The following is a 21,754-nucleotide window of genomic DNA, read 5'->3' on the forward strand; positions in this document are numbered from 1 at the left end:
TAGCTCTGGCGCTCGTACGGGTACGTCGGCGCCGGCACCACGCGTCGCGCTGCCGCCGGGAAGGCCTCGGCGACGTCGGCGATCGCGCCGCGGACGAACGCCGTGGCCAGGTCGCGGGCCGTCGACGGGCGAACGACGTCCGGCTGGGCGTCGGCGGGCACCTCGCCCGTGAGCACCTCGGTGGCCGCGCCGGCCAGCCAGGCGCGCAGGCGGGTCGCAAGCTCAGCCGTGCCGTCGGCGACGACCGCGAGCCGGTGCGGCAGGGCGGCGCGGCCGGCGGCGAGGCTGTACGCCAGTTCCGCCGCGGCCGGACCGGGCTCGCGGTCCAGGTGCGCGACGAGCCGTTCGGCCACGACCCGCAGCGCCTCCGGCGACCGTGCGGACAGCAGGAAGGCCTGCTCCCCCGGCACGTCGGCAACCGGCGTGCGCGGGTACTCCTCCAGCACGACGTGGGCGTTGGTGCCGCTCGCGCCGAAGGAGCTGACGGCCGCGCGTCGCGGGCCGCGCTCGGGTGCGGGCCACGACGTCGTAGCGGTCGGGACCGAGAAAGCGCTGCCTGCCAACGGGATCCGCGTGTTGGCGGCGTCGAAGTGCAGTGACGCCGGGATCGTGCGGTGGCGCAGGGAAAGGACCGTCTTCACCACCCCCGCGACGCCCGCGGCGAACTGGGTGTGCCCGATGTTCGTCTTGATCGAGCCGAGCGCGATGCTGCCCGGACGGGCGTCGGCGAACACGCGGGACAGCGCGCGGAACTCGATCGGGTCACCCAGCTGGGTGCCGGTGCCGTGCGCCTCGACGAGCTGGACGCCGTCGAGGCCCGCGTGGACCTCGCGCAGCAGCCGTTCCTGGGACGCCGCGCTCGGGGCGGTGATGCCGTTGGTCGTGCCGTCCTGGTTGACGCCCGACGCGCGGATCAGCGCGTGGATGTGGTCGCCGTCGCGCTCGGCGTCGGCCAGTCGCTTGAGCACCAGCGCGCCCGCGCCCTCGCCCGGGACGAACCCGTCGGCGCCGGCGTCGAAGCTGCGGCAGCGGCCCGACGGCGAGAGCATGCCGGCGCGCGTCGCGGAGGCGTACAGCCGCGGCGTCGTCTGCACGAACACGCCGCCGGCGATGGCGACGTCGGCCGTGCCCGCCTTCAGGTCGCGGCAGGCCAGGTCCAGCGCGACGAGCGAGCTGGAGCACGACGTGTCGACGGTGAGCGCCGGGCCGGTGAAGTCGAGCAGGTACGCGATCCGCGACGCGACGACCGAGCCCATCGTGCCCCACAGCGCCTGCGCCGGGGCGGTCTGATCGAGGTGCTCGCCGTAGTCCCCGGCGTAACACCCGACGTACACGCCGGTGCGGCCGCCGAGCCGGCGCTCCCCCGTGTAACCGGCGTCCTCCAGGGCGTTCCAGCACTGTTCGAGGAAGATCCGCTGCTGCGGGTCCATCGCCGTCGCCTCGACGCCGGAGATGCCGAAGAACGCCGGGTCGAAGCGGTCGATGTCGCGCAGGAAGCTGCCGGTGCGGCAGGTGACGCCGGCGGCGAGCGGCCAGCGCGTGACGGGCTCGACCAGGTCGGCGCCCGCGGCGAGGTGGTCCCACAGCGCCTCGGGGGTTTCCGCGTCGCCGTACCGCGCGGCGAGGCCGACGATGGCGATCGCGTCGTCGTCCCGCGCCGCCGCGGCAGCGGGTTTCGCGACGGGACGGGCACCGGCGAGGAACGCGCCGAGGCGGTCGGCCGTGCCGTGGTCGAAGAGGTCCGTGGTGTCGAGGTCGGTGCCGAGGGTCTCGTTGAGCCGGTGCACGAGGCTGACGCCGAGGATCGAGTCGAGGCCGTAGTCGGCGAACGGCCGGTGCCGCTCGATGTCGCCTTCCGGCATCTGCAGGATGTCGGCGAGTTCGGCCAGCAGGACGTCCTGCGCGTCGACGTGCTCCTCGCGCGGGGTCGCCACCACCTCGGCGGGCTCGAACCAGAACTCCGGCCCGGCGAACGGGTAACCGGGCAGGTGCACCCGAGCCGCGGCACTGTCCATTTCGGACCAGTCGAGGGGGGTGCCCTTGGTCCAGAACGCGGCCAGCTCGCCCCAGGCGCCGTCGGCGACCCACTGCTCGACCAGCGCGCGCACCTCGGGTTTACCGGCCAGCGCGGCGAGAGTTTCCTTGCTCGCCTGGACTTTCCCGCGCCACCACGGGCCGTCGGCGGTCTCGGACAAGTAGGCGTCCAGCTGCTCGCGCCACTCCCCCGCGTTTCGGGCCACGAAGCAGAGGCGCTCGTCCATGGCCTCGCGGCCGCGCTGCAGCGTCGCCGCGATGGCCGCGAGGTCCGGCGTCTCCTGCGCGTCGAGCCAGGCGGCCAGGCCGGCGGCGCGGGCACGCAGGTCGGCGTCGGTCCGCGCGGACAGCGGGAGCAGCACCGGGTGGCGCAGCGGCGTCGGCGTCACGGCGCGCGGGTACTCGGCGACGAGCACGTGCGCGTTCGCCCCACCCGCGCCGAACGAGGAGATCCCGGCGACCCGGCGGCCGGTCGAGGGCCAGGCGCCGCCCTCGCGGGCCAGCGTGAACGGCGTCGCGGCGAAGTCGATGTCCGGGTTGGTCCGCTCGGCGTGCAGGGTGGGCGCCAGCTCGCCGTGTTCCAGCTGCAGCACCACCTTCGTCAGCCCGGCGATGCCGGCCGCCGCCTCCGGGTGGCCGATGTTCGACTTGACCGAGCCGAGGGCGCAGTCCGCCGGGGTGTCCGCGAACGCCTCGGTCAGGCCGTCGACCTCGACGGGGTCACCGAGGCGGGTGCCGGTGCCGTGGGCCTCGATGTAGCCGACGTCGGCCGCCGTCAGCCCGGCGTTGTCGAGCGCTTCACGGACGACGGCGGCCTGGGCGCGCGGGTTGGGGACGGTGTAGCCGTTGGTGCGGCCACCGTGGTTGACGGCCGAGCCGACGATGACGGCGTGGATCGGGTCACCATCGGCTTCGGCCGCGGCGAGGGGCTTGAGCAGCACCGCGCCGACGCCTTCGCCGGGGACGAAGCCCTCACCGCCGGCACCGAAGCTGCGGCAGCGTCCGTCGGCGGCGAGCATCCGCGCGCGGGACAGCTCGACGTAGGTCGACGGGTGCAGGTACAGGTTCACGCCGCCGGCGATGGCGAGCTCGCACGCGCCGTGGCGCAGCTGCTCGCAGGCCTGGTGGATCGCGGTCAGCGAGGCTGAGCACATGGTGTCGACGGGCAGGCTCGGGCCGCGCAGGTCCAGCAGGTAGGAGACGCGGTTGGCGAGCGAGGCGAACGACGTCCGCGGCGCGCGGCGGGGCCCGCTCACGGTGGGCGGGTCGTTGCGGTCGAAGCCGGTCTTGGTGACGCCGGCGAAGACCCCGACACGGCCCTGGTGCTGAGCGGCGAGCCGCTCCCGGGTGTAGCCGGCGTCCTCGAGCGCGGACCAGACGGTCTCGAGGAAGAGCCGTTCCTGCGGATCGATGTCGGCGGCGTCGCGCGGGGCGATGCCGAAGAAGGCCGCGTCGAAGCGGGCGAAACCGTCGAGGAAGCCGCCCCACTTGCTGTAGCTGGCGCCCTCCTCGACGGCGCGTTGCCGGTCGGGCTCGAAGAAGCCGTCGAGGGGCCAGCGGTCGATCTCGCGGACGCTGTCGCGGCCGGTGCGGAGGTTCTGCCAGAAGGCGTCGAGGGTGGGCGCGTCGGGGTAGCGGCCGCTGATCCCGATGATGGCGATGGGTTCGCCCGTCGCCCCCGGTCGTGAGTGGTAATGAGGGTTAGAACCCGCATTACCACTCACGACAAGCCGCGGCAGAGCACCCGCCGCAACCCGGCCGCCGGTCTCGCCCGCCGGGGCGGCGGGCGCGGGGGCGGCGGGTGCGGGGGCGGTGTCGAGCCAGCGGGTGCAGCCCTCCGGGTCGCGCTCCGCCAGGTGGCCGGCCAGGGCCGCGAGGGTCGGGTACTGGTACAGCAGCGTCTTCGGCAGCGCGCCGAACCACTCGGTGAAGCGGCGGTTCAACCGGGTCACCGTGAGGGAGTCGATGCCGTAGCCGTCCAGCGGCGCTTCGGCGTCCAGGCGGGCCGCGTCGAGGCGCATCGTCTCGGCGATCAGGTCCTTCAGCCGCGTGAGGACGCGGGCTCGGAGGTCGTCCTGGCCGGTCATGTGGTTCCCTTCCCCGGTGATCACGACGTGGGCGGCACCGAGCGCGAGCGCTCCGTGCAGCGCGGTGAGCGCGGCCCCGGTCTCCAGCGGCGGGCCGAAACGCTCGGCCAGCTCGGGCAGTTCCTCTTCCGGCACGCGCATTCCGCCGTCGCGCCACAGCGGCCAGCCCAGCGACACGCCGACGCCGGGCCCGGTGCGCCGCGCCAGGTAGGCGTCGAGGAAGCCGTTGGCCGCGGCGTAGCCGGCCTGGCCGGCGTTGCCGAGCGTGCCGGCCGCCGCGGAGAACGCCGCGAAGAAGTCCAGCGGCAGGTCGCGGGTCGCCTCGTCCAGGGCGACCAGGCCCGCGACCTTCGGCGCCAGCACCGCCTGGAAGTCCTGGTAGGAGCCCTGGATCAGGTAGCCGTCACGCAGGACGCCCGCCGCGTGGACGACGCCGTCGAGCCGCCCGTACGTCCGCACGACGTCCTCGACGACCGCGCGCACCGCGGCCGCGTCCGTGACGTCCGCGCTGCGGTACTCCCCCGGCCCGGCCGGCGACCGTCCACATCGGACCAGGACGGCGTCCGGCGGGAGGTCCGCGGCGAGCAGCCGGCCGATTCCGCCCGCGCCGCCGGTCATCAGGTAGACCCCGCCGGGCTTCCAGGCGCGTCCGGCACCCGGCGCGACGGGCTCCCAGTCCGCGACGAAGCGCCCTTCGGAGGTGACCCGCACGTGCTCCCCCGGACCGGCCAAGGCGCTCAGGTCCGCCGGCTCGTCCGTGAACTCGACCAGCTGCACGCGCAGCGCCGGATCCTCCTGGACGGCGGTGCGCAGCAAGCCGATCAGGCCCGGGAACACCGAACCCGCACGGCAGGCGACCTGGACGACGCACGGTCGTCCGTCCCCTGTGGACAGCAGCCGTTTCAGCTCGCCGTACAGCCGGATCGCGGCCCGCTCGTAGGCGACGGCCGGGCTGTCGCCGTCGCTCTCCACGGCGGCGATCGACACACCCGGAAGCCGAACGGGCAGGTCGCACGTCATGACGAGCCGTCGTGCGCCGGCGGGCAGCGCGGTCGGGCCGGCCGGTTCGCGGCGCCAGGTGGGCACGCGCAGGGTCATGAGTTCGCTCCCTTCACGAGACGCGGGGCATCGAGCACATCGGGGCTCTCCTGGTCGGCCAGCACGGCTTCCAGCAACGCGGCGCGCGCGTCGACGTCGAAAGTGGCGCGCGGTCCGGGCCGTTCCGGCGCACCGGGCACCCAGTAGCGCTCACGCGCGAACGGGTAGGTGGGCAGCCGCAGGATCCGCCGTCCGGCCGGGTGCAGGTCCGCCCAGACGACCGTCCGGCCTTCGCACCACAACGCCGTGACGCGGTCGAGGCCGGCTCCCGTGACTTCCGGGTCCGGCGTGCGGTCGCGGCGCACCGCGGCCCCGCGGGCCCGGCGCAGGCTGCCGGTGTGCGGCCCGGGCCGTCCGGCGAGGAAGGCGTCGAGCCCGGCGACGACGTCTGCGACGCTCGAGGCGGCGAAGCCCAGCCGGTGTTCCATCTCCTCCCGGCCCACCTGCAGTGTGAAGGCCAGGTCCGCCAGGGAAGGCTCGTGGCCGGCAACGAAGTCGCGCAACGCGATCACGCGCTCCCGCAACCGGTCGGCGTCCCGGGCGGACACCACGATCGCCTGCGGACCGGCAGCCGGAGCCGGCTCGGGACGCGCCGGCGGGGCTTCCACGACGACGTGCGCGTTGACGCCGCCGAAGCCGAAGCTGCTGACCCCGGCGCGCAACGGCAGTTCCCGCCCGGCGGCGTCGGTGACGGGCTCCCAGCGGCGCAGCTCGCGCACCACCTCGAAACCGTCGAGCGCGAGGTGCGGGTTCAGCTCGGCGCAGTGCAGCACCGGCAGCAGCTCACGATGCCGCAGCTGCTGCAGCACCTTCAGCAGGCCCGCCAGGCCGGCCGCCGCCTCCGCGTGGCCCATGTTCGCCTTCACCGAGCCCAGCGCGCGGGTCCGGCCGGGCGACGCACCGAGGTTCCGGTAGGCCCTGGCGAGCGCGTCGACCTCGACGGGGTCGCCCAGCGCGGTGCCGGTGCCGTGCGCTTCGACGTAGCCGACGCTGTCCGGGTCGATGCCCCGCATGGCCGCCTGGACGACGTCGGCCTGCGCGGCGGCGTTCGGCGCGGTGAGCGACGCGGCGCGACCGCCGTGGTTCTCCGCGCTGCCGAGGATCACGCCGTGGACGACGTCGCCGTCGCGGAGCGCGGCGGACAGCGGCTTCAGCACCACCGCCGCGGCGCCTTCGGACCGGACGTAGCCGTCGGCATCGGCCGAGAAGGACTTGCAGCGGCCGTCGGGGCTGAGCATCCCGGCGGTCTGCGTAGCGGCGAACGTGTCCACGCTCAGTAGGAGGTTCACGCCACCCGCGATGGCCATCTCGCAGCGCCCGGACCGCAGGTTCTCCACCGCGCGGTGCACGGCGACGAGCGAGCTGGAGCAGGCGGTGTCGATCGGCTCGCTCGGGCCGTGGACGTCGAGCAGGAACGAGACGCGGTTGGCGAGCACGGCGTGCGAGTTGCCGGTGGCGGTGTAGCCCTCGGGTGCGACACCGCCGGCGTTGAGCAGGTGGTGGTAGTCGTGGCCGGAGACACCGAGGAAGACGCCGGTGCTGCCCGGGAGCCGGACCGGCGGGTAGCCGCCGTCTTCGAGCGCGGTCCAGACGGTTTCCAAGGCCAGCCGCTGCTGCGGGTCCATCAGCTCGGCTTCCAGCCGCGAGACGGCGAAGAAGTCCGCGTCGAACCGGTCGACGCCGTCGAGGAGGCCGGCGAACTTCGGGAAGTCCGCGGCCGCGACGACCTCGGCGTAGCCGTTGTCGAAGCGGTCACCCGGGTAGCGCGAGACCAGGTCGGTGCCGGCTCGCAGCCGGTCCCAGAAGGCGTCGGGGTCGTCGGCGCCGGGGAAGCGGCCGGCGATGCCGATGATCGCGACGGCATCACCAGGCTCGGCCGCTGAAGGCGAGGCAGGCGAGGCAGCGGGGGTGGCTGTCGTGGCGGGGGCGGCGGCCGTGAACTCCGCCGGTTCCCCGACCTGCTCGGCCAGCGCCTCGACGAGGCCGCGGATGTTGGGGAACTCGAAGAACACCGACGGGCGCAGGTCGATCCCGAGCCGGCCGCCCAGCTCCGTGGCCAGCGCGGCGAGCGTGATCGATTCGAAGCCGAAGGCCGGGAAGTGCGTGTCGAGGTCGATCTCGGCCGGGTCCGCCTTGAGCAGCTCGGCGACGGTGTCCCGGACCGTGCCGGTCAGGCCCGGCTGCCCGGCGGCCGGGGCGTCGTCCGGGCCGGTGCCGAAGTCGGCGCCGGTGAGGCGGCCCAGCCCGCGGCCGGTCTCGTCGAGCAGGCGGACGTCGAAGACGGCGTCCCCGGTGCGCTCCAGCAGCACCGCGCGGGTGCGGTCGAGGTCCCGGCCGGTCAGCGAGCCGAGGCGCCGGATGGTGACGTCGGCGTCGGCGGACAGGTGCTGCACACCCTGGACGAGCCCGGCGAACACCCAGGCCGGGATCCGGACCCGCCGCTTCCCCGGGTCCTGGCAGGTCTCGGGTGCCGTGACCCGGACAAGGAGCTTGCCGTCGATCTCGGCGACGCCCTCGACCGCCTTCGCGTACGGCCGAGGGTCGACGCCGAGTTCGGCGAGCCGCGCGTAGAAGCCTTCCTGGTCAAGCGAAAGTGGCGCGGTCACCGCGGATTCGCCGACCTCGGCAGCGGGGACGAGGTCGGCGCTGAACACCAGCGCGCCCGCCGGACTACGGAGTTCCGCGCGGTGTCCGGCGCCCAGCCGCCAGTCGAGCTGCTCCTCGGCCGACGGCGCGGGCACTTCGCCCCAGCGGGCGTCCCGGATCGCCCACTCGCCGTCGAGACCGGCCACCTCGGCGAAGGCGAGCACGCCGTCCAGCAGCGCGACGGTGGCGTAGCGGCGGTCGCGCCGGACCGAGTACGTGTAGTCGAGGAGTTCGTCGCCGCGCAGCGCCAGCCGGTAGCGGATGCCGGTCAGATCGGACCGGTTCACCCCGACCCACGGGTGCTCCCGCCGCGCGAAGGCGAGGGGGTTCAGCACGCTCGGCGCGTCGTCGAAGGCCGGGTACCAGCAGCGCACCTTGTCGAACGGGTAGCCGGGCAGCGACAGCTTGGCCGGGCGCGCGGGCCAAAGGACGTCCCAGTCGACGTCCGCCCCGGCGACCCAGGCCGCGGCGAGCACCGGCAGGTCGGCGTCGGCGAGGGCGCGCGTCACGACGTCCGGGTCCGGGGTCTCGGACACGGCCATCGTGCTGGGGGTGAACCAGAGGCCGGCGGGCACGGTGCCGGTCCAGTCCACTTCGGACAGTTCGGCGAGCCGGGTCTCCGCGTCCTCGGCGACGAACGCGAGGCGGCACGGCAGCTCGTTCTTGCCCGTCTGCAGCGTGAACGCGAGCGCGTCCAGGCCGGGGCGCTCGGCGCGGACGTAGGCGTGCGCGTCGCGGAGCACCCGGCCCAGGGCCTGCGGGGTGGTCGCGGAGAACACGAGCAGCCGAGGCTGCCCCGTGTCCTGCACCGTGGCCACACCGTCGTGTTCCTCGACGACGAGGTGCACGTTCGCACCGCCGGCGCCGATCGACGTGACCCCCGCGCGGCGCGGCACCGGCCGGCCGTTCAGGACCGGGCGCGACCACTCGGCGCGCTCGCGCTGGACGACGAACGGCGTGTCGTCGAAGTCGATCGCCGGGCTGAGCGTCTCCGAGTGCAGCGACTCGACGATCGTGCGGTGCTTCAGCTGCAGCAGCACCTTCGTCAGGCCGGCGATGCCCGAGCCGGACAGCAGGTGCGCGACGTTCGACTTGACCGAGCCCAGCGCGCAGAACCCGCGGTCGGCGGTGTCGCGGCGGAACGCGCTCGTCGCGCCGCGGATCTCGATCGGGTCGCCCAGCGACGTCGCCGAGCCGTGGCCTTCGAGGTAGCTGATCGTGCGGGCGTCGACACCCGCGTCGTCCAGGGCCTTCTCGATGGCGCGGCCCTGCTGGGTGGGGCTGGGCACGGTGAAGCCGTTGCGGACGCCCGCGTTGGTCATGCCGCTGCCGCGGATGACGCCGTAGACGTGGTCGCCGTCGGTGACCGCGTCCGGCAGCGGCTTGAGCACGACCATGCCGACGCCCTCGCCGAGGACGGTGCCGTCGGTGCCGATGCCGTAGCTGCGCAGGAGGTCGGCGGACTTGCTGGTGAAGTGCGCCTGCGACGTCGCGATCAGGTCGTAGGGGTGCAGCATCAGGTTGACGCCGCCGACGACGGCCATCCGGCAGTCGCCCGCGCGCAGCATCCGCACGGCCTGGTGCACGCAGGTCGACGACGACGCGCACATGGTGTCCAGGAACATCGACGGGCCGGTGAAGCCGTAGAAGTAGGACAGCATGTTGGCGAAGACGCCGAGCTCGCTGCCGCTGGTGGCGGTACCGCGGGTGAGCATGTTTTCGAAGCCGTAGAGCGAGTAGCTGTTGTTCATCGAGCCGACGAGCACCCCGACGTCACCCTGGTAGCGGCGCTGGATCGTCTCGCGGGAGTAACCGGCGTCCTCCAGCGCGGTGACGCCGGACTGCAGCAGCAGCCGGACTTCCGGGGACAGCAGTTCGGCCTGGCGCTGGGAGATCGAGAAGTAACGGGGGTCGAAGGCGTCGATGTCGCGCAGGAACGTCCCGGCCTTGACGACGGTCTTGCCGGGGACGTCGCGCTCGTCGAAGTAGAGGTCACTGTGGCGCCAGCGGCCGGCGGGGACGGGCTCGAAGCTGTGGCGTCCTTCGCTGAGCAGGTCCCAGAACTCGGCCAGGGTGTCGGCGCCCGGGTAGCGGCCGGCCATGCCGATCACGGCGATGTCGTGGGTGTCCTCCCTCGGCCGTTCGACGACGCGCACGGGAGCCGGCGCCTCGGACGTTTCGACGACCACCGGGGTTTCCGGCTCCGCGGTCTCCGGGGTGCCGAACATTTCCTGGAGGCGGTCGCGGTGCTCGCCGATCAGGTAGCCGGCGACGCCGCGGAGGTCGACGTACTCGAAGAAGAGCGTCTTGGGCAGCGAGCCGAAGTCGTCTTCCAGGCGGCTGGTGACGTCGACGACGATGAGCGAGTCGATGCCGTAGCGCTCCAGCTTCTGGTCGGCCCGGATGTGGTCCGGTTCTTGGCCGGTCAGCTCGGCGAAGAGCCGGCGGAGGTGGTCTTCGGTCTTCGCGGTCAGGGTGCGGTCGTCGATTTCGGCGGTCTTCTTCCGGAAGGCCGGACGCTCGTCGCGGGTCAGGCCCGCGTAGCGGCGGAGCTTGCCGGCTTCGCCGTAGAGGACGGCGCGCTGCGGCGGGGCGTCGACCCGCAGCGCGCGGTCCAGCGCGGCCAGCCCGGCGGCCGTCGGCAGCGGGACGGTGCCGGTCGTCTTCCGCAGGTACGCCTCGGTCGCTTTGTCGACGCTCATGCCGCCCTCGGCCCACAGCGGCCAGTCGACGACGCGGACCGCGTAGCCGTCGGCCTGGCTGGCGTCGGCTCGGGCGGCGAAGGCGTCGAGGAAGGCGTTCGCGGCCCCGTAGGCCGTCTGGGCCGCGCTGCCGAAGGCGCCGGCGACCGAGCCGAAGAGGGCCAGGAAGCCGGCGCCGTGCTCGCGGCACACGGCGTCGAGGTGCGCGGTCCCGGCGAGCTTGGGCGCCAGCACGGGCGTGGTGGCTTCGAGCGACGTCGCGACGAGGTAGCCGTCGGCGAGGACGCCGGCGGCGTGGAAGACGCCGTCGATCCGGCCGTGCTCGGTCTTCACGGCCGTGGCGGCCCGGCGCACGTCGGCGGCGTCGGTGACGTCGACCTGCTGGTAGTCCGGCAGTTCGGGCCGCGCGCGGCGGCCGCTGAGCACGACGGTCGCGTGGTAGCGCTCGCGCAGGTGATCGGCGAGCAGTGTTCCGACGCCGCCCGCGCCGCCGGTGATCCAGTAGACACCTTGGTCGCGCAGCAGCGACTCGCCGGTGGTGGCGGCCAGCTCGACGGTTTGCCGCACGAGCCGCCGGCCGGTCCGGTCGTAAGCGACCTCGATGTCGGGGGTGGCGGCTTCGGTGCGGACGATCGTCTCGAACCGCGCGGCGTCGGCGGGCCCGTCGACGAGGACGAGCTTGCCGCGGATGGCGGGGTTCTCCTTGTGCAAAGACTTCAGGACCGCGCCGAGCGGGGCGTACACCGGGTCCTCAGGCGCACCGGGGGCGATGACGAGCACGGTCCGGGTGGCGCTGCCGGGCCGGTCCAGGAGGTCGCGGAGGTGCTGGTAGCAGGAGCCGAACGCCGCTTGCGCGGCCTCGGCCTGGTTCCGCGTGGTGCTGCCGGCCAGCGGGAGGATCTCCGCATCCAGTCGCCGCGCGGCGGCTCCGCTGACGGCGAGCACCGCGTCGAGCACGACGAGCGGACCTGTCCGGCCGGTCTCGTTCGCCGGCGCGGGCTGCCACACCTGTCGCACTTCGATGAGGTCGCCTTCGGTGGCCGAGGCGGCATCGGCGACCGCGGGGGCCGTCGAGCCGGCCAGAGGGCGGGGCGTGTAGCCGCGCAAGCGGGCGCACTGCAGGCCGTCCTCGTTGTACACGTCCACGTCCACTTTGGACTCGGTGCCGCGCAGGACCGCCTGCGTGGTGCGACCGACCGGCCCGAGCAGGGTCAGCTCCGTCAAGGCGAACGGCACACTCGCCGCCGCCGGGGTGCGCCAGTCCGAAGACCCCAGGGCCAGGGCCGCCTGCAGGGCGCTGTCCAGCACCACCGGGTGCAGCAACCAGCCCGACGCCGCCTGGGCGGGCACCCGGATCCGGGCCAGGACGCCATCGGCGCCACCGGACACCGACTCGAGACCGCGCAACGCCGGTCCGTGCTCGACGCCGCTCGCGCGCAACGCCGCGTAACCGCCGTCGACGCCCAGGTCCGAGGGGAACCGGGCGGCCAGGTCACCGGCCGGAGCGCCGCCGGGAGTCCCCGGGACGAGGCGGCCGGAGACGTACCGCTCCCCCGCCTCGTCGAGCACCGCGAAGTCGAAGCCGTCGCCGGCAGGCACCAGCCGCAGCCGGACGTCCAGGCGCGCGCCCGTCACCACCAGCGGGCGGATCCAGCCCACGTTGCGCACGCTGGGGACCTCGACCGGCGAGGCCGCCAGCACCAGCCCGAGGACGGCCACGCCCGGCACCACCGGCACGCCGTTGACCACGTGGTCGCGGATGACGTCCTGACCGGCGTGGAACGTCAGCGGGTACGTCCACCCGCCGTCCTCCTCGACGCTCCCGCCCAGCGACGGGTGGCCTGCCTCCAAGGGCCGGAACCAGAACGGCGTGCGCGCGAAGGCGTACCCCGGCAGGTGCACCCGGCGGCCGGTCGCGGGCCACGCCGACCAGTCGACCGGCAGGCCGTGCGCCCAGGCGCGGGCGAACTTCTCCAGCCGGCCCTGCGCGAGCCAAGCCGCCGCCAGCTCGGTCACGTCGGACTCGTCGAGACCGCCGGTCAGCTCCGCGGCCGAGCCGCCGAGAACGCAGTCGTCCGGCACGGACCCCGCCACGACGCTCTCCAGCTGCCCGGCCCAGGTTTCGAGGTCGCGAGCGCGGAACACCACCCGGGCGGGCATCGGCACCCGGCCGTGCCGGAGGGTGTGGGCGATGTCGGCGACCGCGGTGACGTCACCCGACGCCAGCCGGGTCCGGGCCCACACCGCGAGTCCGGCGCACGTCTCGCGCAGCCGTTCGTCGTCCATCGCCGACACCGGGAGCCATTCGTCCTCTTCGGACAGAGGGGCCGGCTCGACAGGCGGCGGAGACTCCAGCAGCGCGTGCGCATTGGTGCCGGCGAAGCCGAACGAACTGACGCCCGCCCGCAGCGGCGAACCGTCGGGCGCCGTCCACTCCGACAGCTCGTCGACGACGTGGAACGGGCTGCCCGTCAGCGTGATCAAGGGGTTCAGCCGCTCGAAGCCGACCGTCGCGGGCAGGGCCCGGTGCCGCATCGCGGCGATCACCTTGAGGATCCCGGCGACGCCCGCGGCGCCTTCGAGGTGCCCGATGTTCGTCTTGACCGAACCGATGCCGCAGTGCTGGTCGGAACTCGTGTCCCCCAGTTCCGCAAACGCTTTCTTCAGGCCGCGGACCTCGATCGGGTCACCGACGGGGGTGCCCGTGCCGTGCGCCTCGACGTAGCTCACCGACGCCGGCTCGATCCCGGCGCGGCGGTAGGTGTCGGCGATCAGCTGGGCCTGCGCGTCCGGGTTGGTCACCGTCAGCGAGCTGGTGCGGCCGCCGTGGTTGGTGCCGACGCCCTTGATGATCGCGTGCACCGCGTCGCCGTCGCGCAGCGCGTCCTCGGCACGCTTCAGCAGCAGGACGCCGCCGCCCTCGCCGCGCACGTAGCCGTTCGCACCGGCGTCGAACGCCTTGGACCGGCCGGCCGGGGAGAGCATGCCCGCCTTGCTGAACGCGATGAAGTGCCGCGGTGACCAGATCAGGTTGACCCCGCCGGCGAGCGCCTGGTCGCAGTCGCCCGACGTCAGCGCCTGCACCGCCTGCTGCACCGACACCAGCGAACTCGCGCAGGCCGTGTCGTTGACGACGCTCGGGCCGCGGAAGTCGAAGTGGTGCGAGACGCGGTTGGCGATCACCGCGTACGCCGCGCCGGTCGGGTAGTAGGCGTCGATCGTGTCGAGCTCCTGCTCGATCAGCTCGGCGTAGTCCCAGTGGCACACGCCCATGAAGACGCCGGTGCGCGAGCCGGCGAGCCGGTCGGCGCGGTAGCCGGCGTCCTCGACGGCGTGCCAGCTCAGCTCCAGGGCCATCCGCTGCTGCGGGTCCATCAGCCGGGCCTCGCGCGGCGACACCTGGAAGAAGTCCGCGTCGAAGCACTCGGCGTCGGTGATGAACCCGCCCCAGACGCTGCTGGTCTTGTCGCCGTCGCGGCGCGGGTCGCCCGCGTGGTCGGCGGCGCGCCAGCGCTGTTCGGGCACCTCGCTGATCAGCGAGCGCCCTTCCGCGAGGTTCGCCCAGAACTCGTCGCTCGTGCGGGCGCCCGGCAGGCGCAGCGCCTGGCCGACGACGGCGATGTCCGTGCTGTATGCCATGGGATTCCTCGTCTTCCGTGCCGGTCAGGCCGGCAGAACGCTGGTCCGGCGGTCGACCACGCGCAGTCCGGTGCGCAGCGGCCCGCGCTCCAGGGCCTGTCCGCGGACGAACCAGTGGTGCAGCCAGAACAGCGACGCCAGCAGGGTGAACGCCTGGTTCTCCTTGGTCCCGACGCGTTCGGCGGGGCCGTCGAAGACCCGGTCGACGAGCGCGCGGGCGAACCGCGTGTCGAGGACGCCGATCGCGTCGAGCGTGGCCTGGTCGGTCAGGGTGTCGCGGTAGTCCGGCCAGGCGCGCACGAACGCGGCGCTGTCGGTGGCGCGGTAGGGGAACTTGCCCTTGGCGACGACCCGTTCCGGCAGCACGTCCGCGTAGGCGCGCTTGAGGAGGTACTTCTCGTCGAACGGGTCGCCGAAGCGGTGGTTGACCGACGCGGCCAGCCGCACGACCGCCGGGTCGAGGAACGGGCAGCGGTTCTCGACGCCGTGCCCGAGCGTCATCCGGTCGCCCTGGGTGGAGAGCAGGTAGCCCGCCAGCAGGGTGCGGAACTCCAGCCACTGCGCCTTCTGCACCGCGCCGAGATCGGCGTAGCCCGGCTCGTCGGCGACCAGCTTTTGGGCCGCGTCGAACGGCGCGCTCGCGTCACGCAGCAGCCGCGCGGCGAAGCGCCCGTTCTGGAAGCGCATCTGGTGGGAGAACAGGCCGGGCAGGCGTTCCTCGGTGAACTGCCGGTACAGCCCCAGCATCCGCTTCGGCGCGCCTTCGCCGGAAAAGTGCGGCAGGTACGGGTAGATCCGCGCGATCCGCTCGAGCCGGGTCTGCTCGTCGAGGTCGTGCCACGCGTCCAGCAGCAGCGCGTCCTTGAAGATGCCGTAGCCGAGGAACGCCTCGTCGGCGCCCTCGCCGCTGAGCACCACCTTGATCCCGGCCGCCTGCACCTGCTCGGCCAGCAGGTACATCGGGACGAACGCGGTGCGGAACGCGGGCACCTCGGCGTGCTTCACCGCGGCCGGGAACGCCTGGACGACGTCCTCGTCGCGGACGCGCACGGCGTGGTGGCGGGTGCCCAGCTCGCCGGTGAGCGCGGCCTGCTCGGCCGACTCGTCGACGACGGCGTCCTCGAACTCCAGGGAGAACGTCCGCAGCGGCGCGGCCTGCCGGCCCGCGGCGAGGTGCGCGATGATCGAGGAGTCGAGCCCGCCCGAGACGTAGACGCCGACCTCGACGTCGCTGCGCAGCCGGACGTCGACGGCGGCCGCCAGCTCGGCGCGGACCAGCTCGATCGCGTCCTCTTCGGACTCCGGTGCCGGCCCGGGTTCCAGGTCGAGGGTGGCCCAGCGGCCGCGTTCGACGTGTTCGTCGCGCAGGCACAGGTACTCCCCCATCGGCACCTGCTCGATGTCGCGGTAGCCGCTTTGCGCGGGCAGCGGCGTCCACGTGGCGAAGATCGACGCGAGGTGCTCGGGGTCGAAGGAGAACCGGAACCCGGGGTAGGCCAGGAACGCCTTCATCTCGGAGGCGAACAGCCACGCGCCTTCGTGGCGCGCCACGAACAACGGCCGCTTGCCGTAGCGGTCACGCACCAGGGTGAGTTCGTCGGCCACGGAGTCGTAGACAGCGAAGGCGAAGGCGCCGTTGAAGCGCGACAGGCAGTCGCGGCCCCAGGTCAGCCAGGCCTGCAGCACGACCTCGGTGTCGGAGTCGGTGCGGAACCGCGCGCCGAGCCGCTGCAGCTCGCGGCGCAGTTCGCGGTAGTTGTAGAGCTCGCCGTTGTAGCAGAGCCACCAGCGGCCGTCGGCGCTGCCGACGGGCTGGGAGCCGCTCGCGAGGTCGATGATGCTCAGCCGGACCGTGCCCATCACGAGCCGGTCGCCGAGGTAGCAGCCGGCCTCGTCCGGGCCGCGGTGCTCGATCTGGCGGAGCAGGCCCGCGATCAGGTCACGGTCGTCCCCGGGCGGGCGCTCGCCGCCGTAGACACCAGCGATTCCGCACATGCCGGTTACCGGCCGTCCGCGCTCGGGACGGCGCTCGCCTCGACGAACTCGACGATCGCGCGCAGCGACACGAGCACGGAGTCGAGCATGTCCTCGCCCAGTTCGACGCCGTAGCGCTCGTGGACGTGGTTCATCAGCGAGATGTAGCCGAACGAGTCGAGCACCCCGGCCTTGAAGAGATCGGTGTCCTCGGTGATCTCGTCGCCGAACCGGAACAGCGCCTCGTCCTCCAGGTAGCTCTGCAGCTCGGCGGTCAACGTCGCGTCAGGCATGGGGTGCTCCCTCGATCAGATCGGCCAGTTCGGCCCAGTGCTCGCGGATGAAGAAGTGGTCGCCGGGCAGCCGGCGGCGCTCCAGCGGCTCGGTGGTTTCGCGCTGCCACGCACCGATCTCGGCGTCGCTGAACGGCTCGCGGTCGCCGGTGACCACGGTGATCGGGACGTCCAGCGGCGGCTCGTCGTCGTGGACGTACCGGCCGAGGACGGTGAAGTCCGCGCGCAGCACGCGCTCGTAGTGCGCCATCAGGTCCTCGAACCGCCGCAGCTGCGCGGGCACGCCGCCGAGCTCGTCGAGGTGCGCCCAGAACGCGTCGCCGGTGAGGCGCCAGGTGTCGCGTTCGCGGCTCGGCACCGCCGGCCCGCACTCCCCCGACACGACGAGCCGCACCGGCGCGGGCAGGCCCTCGGCCCGCAGCCGCCGGCACAGCCGGAACGCCAGCCGCGCGCCGAGGCTGTGGCCGTAGATCGCGTACGGCTCGCCGACGTGGTCCCGCAGCTGGTCCATCAGGTCGGCGACGACGGCGTCGGCGTCGGCCAGCAGCGGCTGCGCCACCCGCCGGCCGCGGCCCGGCCGTTCGAGCGCCACGACGTCCAGGTCCCGGGTGTGCTCGGCCAGCGCGCGGTAGGCGTTTTCGTCGCCCCCGGCGTAGGCCACGGTGAACACGCGGCGCGGTTTCTCCGGCGCCGCGACGGGTGTGTCGATCTGCCGGACCATCCGGGTCAGCACTCCTTCCCCGCCGATTTCGCGGAAGTTCCCGGCCGGAAGCCGGCGCAGCACCGAGTGGACGCTGTCCGCCCAGCGCACGGTCCCGGCGATCTGGTCGCTGAGCGTCCGGGCGACGTCGCCGTCGCGGTACGGGCGCGCGGTCACGTTGGCGATCACCGTCTTGGCCAGCGGCGCGAACCGGAACCCGCGCAGGAAGGCGGCGAACTCGTCCCGGGCCGCACGCATGTACCGCGAGTGGAACGCGGCCGAGACGCGCAGCGCCGCCACCCGGAACCCGCGCCCGGACAGCGTTTCCCGCGCCCGGTCGATGTCCGCCGCCGGTCCGGACAGGACGTTCTGCGCCGGGGTGTTGCGGTTCGCGACGTCCAATGTGGACAGATTTTCCGACACGAGCACCTCGGCGAGGTCCGCCTCGGACGGCCCGACGACGGCCAGCATCGCGCCGTCGCGTTCGGTGGCCATCAGCGCCGCCCGCTGGGCGACGAGCTTCAGGCCCGTCTCGAAGTCGAACGCGCCCGCGGCGAGCAGGGCGTTGTACTCGCCGAGGCTGTGGCCGAGCAGGACGTCGGCCGCCGGCTCGCCGCGGTCCACACTGTCCCAATAGGACAGTGCGTTGACGACGTAGAGCGCGGGCTGGGTGTAGCGGGTGTCGTCGAGGCGGCCGTCGGGGTCGTCGAGGCACAGCCGGGCGATGTCGTAACCGAGGACGTCGCCGGCCAGGGCGGCTTCCTCGGGATAGCGGTCGAACAAGCCCGCTCCCATCCCCTTGGCCTGGGTTCCCTGGCCGGGGAAGAGCGCGACGCTCGTGCGGTGGGCGACCGGCATGACTGCGTCCTCCTGCTCGGATCAGGACAGGGCTCAGGAGAGGGGGTTGCCCCAGGTGTCGAGGAACGCGACCGACTCCAGGGGCTGACGGGCCGGCCGCCGGAAGTCCGTGGTGGTCGTGTACGCGACGGGCAGCAGGCCGACCTGGGTGACGTCCGCCGGCAGGCCGAGGATCTCCGCGGCTTCGGCTTCGCGCCGCAGGTGCAACGTCGTCAGCACGGTGCCGAGGCCGCGTGAGCGCAGCGCGAGCTGGAAGCTCCACACCGCGGGGTAGATCCCGCCGTAGAACGACGTCGCCTCGACGTGCCCCGACGGCCGCTCGCCCTGCACGCACGGCACGACGAACACCGGGACCCGGTCGATCACGTCGATCAGGTGCTGCACCGAGCCGACCATCCGGCGCACGGCCGGCACCGCGGCCGCCGCGCCGAGCTGGGCGCGGACCCCCGCCAGGTAGTCGCGGCCGACGTCGCGGAACAGCCCGCCCAGCCGCGCGCGCCGGCCGGCGTCCCGGACGACCAGCCAGCGCCAGGACTGCTGGTTGCCGGGCGACGGCGCGTAGGTGCTGAGCCGCAGGCAGGTCTCCAGCACGGCCGGCTCGACCGGCCGGTCGAGGTCGAGCTTGCGGCGGACCGCGCGGGTGGTGCTCAGGACGTGGTCGACGCTCGCGGTGTCGACGGTCGCCGTGGTCATCGGCCCTCCAGCGCGGGGGTGCGGGTCTCGCCGGTCAGCACGATCTGGTGCAACCGGCGCAGCTCGTCCGACGGGTCGAGCCCGAGCTCCTCGTTCAGCACGCGGCAGGTGTGCCGGTACGCGCTGAGCGCGTCGGCGCGGCGGCCGGCCCGGTTGAGCGCGGAGACGAGCTGGTGGTGGAAGCGCTCGCGCAGCGGGTAGCGGCGGATCAGGGCCTGCAGCTCCGGGATCACCTCGGGCAGGTGCTCCTGCTCGAGGTCGGCCTGGACCCGCAGCTCCAGCGCGGCTTCGCGCAGGCCCTCCAGCCGGACGGCCTCGGCGTCCAGCGACGGTCCCTGCCGCACGTCGGCGAGCGCGGCCCCGTGCCACATGGCGAGGGCCTCGTCCATCTTGCGCGACGCCTCGGCGGCGCGGCCGGCGTCCAGCACCGCGCGGCCGTCCCGGACGACCTGCTCGAAGCGGCGGGCGTCGATGGACCCGGGGTCGAGGGCCAGCAGGTAGCCGTTGGTGACCGTGGCGAGGACCTTGGTGCCGCAGCCGATGTGCTCGGCCAGCTGCTTGCGCAGGTGGTAGACGTAGGTCTGGATGGTCCCCACGGCCGACTTCGGCGGCCGCAGCGGCCAGAGCTCGTGGATGATGCGGTCGATGCCGACGGCGCTCGGGCTCTCCAGCGCCAGCAGGGCGAGGACCTGCCTGATCTTGGTGGACGTCGTGCGGACCTCCCCGCGCGGGCTTTCCACGCGCAGGGGTCCGAGCAAGCTGAGTTCCAGCATGGGAATCTCCTCGGTCTCCTCGGCCGGGCTACCGGCGCGAAACGGGGCGGCGGGGTGCTCGTCCCGAGCTCCACATGCCCGGCGGCCGGTAGGCGCGGTCGTCGGGTCCCCAGGGCACGGCGGCCCGCACCGGGGGCGGCGGCGGTTCCCGGCGCAGCGCCGTGAGCACCGCGACCAGGGCCGCCAGTTCCGCGTCGTCGGGCGCGCCCCGCGTGACCACCACGGGCGGGGTCACGTCGGCGGGTTCCCGTGCTTGCGCTGCGGCAGCCGCGCGTGTTTCGAGCGCAGCGTCCCCAGCGCGTCGATCAGGATCCGCCGGGTGTCGGCCGGGTCGATCACGTCGTCGACGAGCCCCCGCTCGGCCGCGTAGTAGCCGTGCATCAGGTTCGTCCGGTACTCCTCGATCAGCTTGGCCCGCACCGCGTCCGGGTCCAGGGCCGCGTTGATCTCCTTGCGGAACACCACGTTCGCCGCACCTTCGGCGCCCATCACCGCGATCTCGTTGGTGGGCCAGGCGAAGGACAGGTCACAGCCGATCGAGCGCGAGTCCATCACGATGTAGGCCCCGCCGTACGCCTTGCGCAGGACGACCTGCACGCGGGGCACCGAGGCGTTGCAGTAGGCGTAGAGCAGCTTCGCGCCGTGCCGGATGATGCCGCCGTGCTCCTGGTCGCTGCCGGGCAGGAACCCCGGCACGTCGACCAAGGTGACGAGCGGGATGCTGAAGGCGTCGCACATCTGCACGAACCGCGCGGCCTTCTCCGACGCCGGGATGTCCAGCACCCCGGCCAGCACCGCGGGCTGGTTGGCGACGACGCCGACCACGTGCCCGTCCAGCCGGGCCAGGCCGCAGATCACGTTGCGCGCCCAGGACGCGTGCACCTCGAACAGCTCGCCGTCGTCCACGACCTCTTCGACGACCGCGCGCATGTCGTAGGCCTGCGCGACGTCGGCGGGCACGAGGTCCAGCAGCCGCTCGCAGCGCCGGTCGGGCGCGTCGGACGGCTCGACCGACGGTGCCAGCTCGCGGTTGTTGGCCGGCAGCAACGAGATCAGGTAACGGACGTCTTCGAGGCACTCTTCTTCGGTGTCGTGGACGAACCCGCTGGCGCCGGACACGGTCGCGTGCACCGTGGCCCCGCCGAGCTGCTCGTGGGTGATCTCCTCGCCGGTCACCGAGCGCACGACGTCCGGGCCGGTGATGTACATCTGCGCGATGCCGCGCACCATGAACACGAAGTCCGTCAACGCCGGCGAGTAGGTCGCGCCGCCCGCGCACGGGCCGAGCATCACGCTGATCTGCGGGATCACCCCGGAGAACCGGACGTTGCGCTCGAAGATCCCGCCGTACCCGGCCAGCGCCGTGACGCCTTCCTGGATGCGGGCGCCGGCGCCGTCGGACAGCGAGACCAGCGGGGCGCCCGCCGCGCCGGCCATGTCCATCAGCTTCTGGATCTTCGCCGCGTGCGCCTCACCCAGCGAGCCGCCGAAGATCCGGAAGTCGTGGGCGTAGGCGAAGACCGTGCGGCCGAACACCGTGCCCCAGCCGGTGACCACGCCGTCGGTCGCGGGGCGGCGGTGCTCGAGCCCGAACCCGGACGAGCGGTGGTGCCGGAACCGCTCGATCTCGTGGAACGAGCCGGCGTCGAACAGCAGCGCCAGCCGGTCCCGCACGGTCAGCTTGCCCTTGGCGCGCTGGACGCGGGTCGCGTCCGGGGACGGGCCGTCCTCGGCGCGCCGCCGGGCGGTGTTCAGCTCGCCGACCAGGGTACGCAGGTCACGGACGGCGGCCGGAGGTGTCGTGGGTTCGTCGATCGTCGTCATCGGCGGGCCCCCGGGAAAACGCTTTCCCGACCCGTCGGGACTGCACCCGTTCGCGAGCACCGCATCGCGGTCACTTGGTCGTCCACCGTCGTTCTCCTCGACCGGAAGAAACACCCGCACCGGACACAGCTCACCTGCACCGGCAATTCGGAAAATGGGAAATTCGGAATTGTTCTGCGCGCGGCCGGTTGTCCGCCGGCGCGCGAGGTCACCCGGACCTAGCGGTTCGGCCCCTCGCCGGACCCGCCACCGGCCGCCACCGCCGCGTCGGCCGCGGAGTGCGCAGCGGGCGCACTTCCCGGGTGTGCTTGGCTCACGCCGAAGCCCGCCGCAACGAAGGCGAGCGCCAGGAGAACCGTCCGGGCCCCCCGTGCCTTCTTGTCCCCCGACGTCACGTCATCCGATCCGTTCCGCATGGTCACCACTCCTTCTT

General features: G+C 73.4%; 9 protein-coding genes (1 of these 9 only partly in view). All 9 read right to left on the reverse strand.

The annotated features are described in order from the left end of the window. Tightly spaced (at most 33 nt apart), the 9 genes in view from ACLJQZ_RS04540 to ACLJQZ_RS04580 form a layout consistent with a single transcriptional unit that may run on beyond the window. On the reverse strand, positions 1–5,219 hold the start of the coding sequence (locus ACLJQZ_RS04540; RefSeq protein WP_410618757.1) for an SDR family NAD(P)-dependent oxidoreductase. Its footprint begins 17,344 nt before the window's first position; the window shows 5,219 of its 22,563 coding nt (coding positions 1–5,219); it begins with the start codon at positions 5,217–5,219; its stop codon lies beyond the left edge, outside the window. After that, positions 5,216–14,206, reverse strand: coding sequence for an SDR family NAD(P)-dependent oxidoreductase (locus tag ACLJQZ_RS04545; RefSeq protein WP_410618758.1), 8,991 nt, complete (start codon positions 14,204–14,206; stop codon positions 5,216–5,218). Before ACLJQZ_RS04545 ends, ACLJQZ_RS04540 begins: the two co-directional genes overlap by 4 nt. Before the next feature lie 24 nt (positions 14,207–14,230). Next, positions 14,231–16,201: an asparagine synthase (glutamine-hydrolyzing) gene (asnB, locus tag ACLJQZ_RS04550; protein WP_410618759.1), complete on the reverse strand. Its 1,971-nt coding sequence runs from the start codon at positions 16,199–16,201 to the stop codon at positions 14,231–14,233. 5 nt (positions 16,202–16,206) lie between these two features. Beyond that, entirely contained in the window at positions 16,207–16,473 is a 267-nt protein-coding gene (locus ACLJQZ_RS04555; RefSeq protein ID WP_410618760.1) for an acyl carrier protein, read from the reverse strand. Beyond that, complete coding sequence (locus ACLJQZ_RS04560; RefSeq protein WP_410618761.1) at positions 16,466–18,031, reverse strand: alpha/beta fold hydrolase; 1,566 nt, start codon at positions 18,029–18,031, stop codon at positions 16,466–16,468. The genes ACLJQZ_RS04555 and ACLJQZ_RS04560 overlap by 8 nt, the downstream gene beginning before the upstream one ends. A gap of 33 nt (positions 18,032–18,064) precedes the next feature. Then, positions 18,065–18,724 carry a nitroreductase family protein gene (locus ACLJQZ_RS04565; RefSeq protein WP_410618762.1) on the reverse strand — a complete coding sequence of 220 codons (660 nt, stop codon included), beginning with the start codon at positions 18,722–18,724 and terminating at the stop codon, positions 18,065–18,067. Further along, positions 18,721–19,497 (reverse strand): AfsR/SARP family transcriptional regulator, encoded by a 777-nt coding sequence (locus ACLJQZ_RS04570; protein ID WP_410618763.1) that lies wholly within the window; start codon positions 19,495–19,497, stop codon positions 18,721–18,723. Before ACLJQZ_RS04570 ends, ACLJQZ_RS04565 begins: the two co-directional genes overlap by 4 nt. Positions 19,498–19,525: 28 nt before the next feature. Beyond that, positions 19,526–19,732: an acyl-CoA carboxylase epsilon subunit gene (locus ACLJQZ_RS04575; protein WP_410618765.1), complete on the reverse strand. Its 207-nt coding sequence runs from the start codon at positions 19,730–19,732 to the stop codon at positions 19,526–19,528. Beyond that, on the reverse strand, positions 19,729–21,321 hold the full coding sequence (locus ACLJQZ_RS04580; RefSeq protein ID WP_410618767.1) for an acyl-CoA carboxylase subunit beta: 1,593 nt from the start codon (positions 21,319–21,321) through the stop codon (positions 19,729–19,731). The genes ACLJQZ_RS04575 and ACLJQZ_RS04580 overlap by 4 nt, the downstream gene beginning before the upstream one ends. Positions 21,322–21,754 lie beyond the last annotated feature (433 nt).

The organism is Amycolatopsis sp. cmx-8-4, from assembly GCF_046548675.1.
Taxonomy (GTDB): domain Bacteria; phylum Actinomycetota; class Actinomycetes; order Mycobacteriales; family Pseudonocardiaceae; genus Amycolatopsis.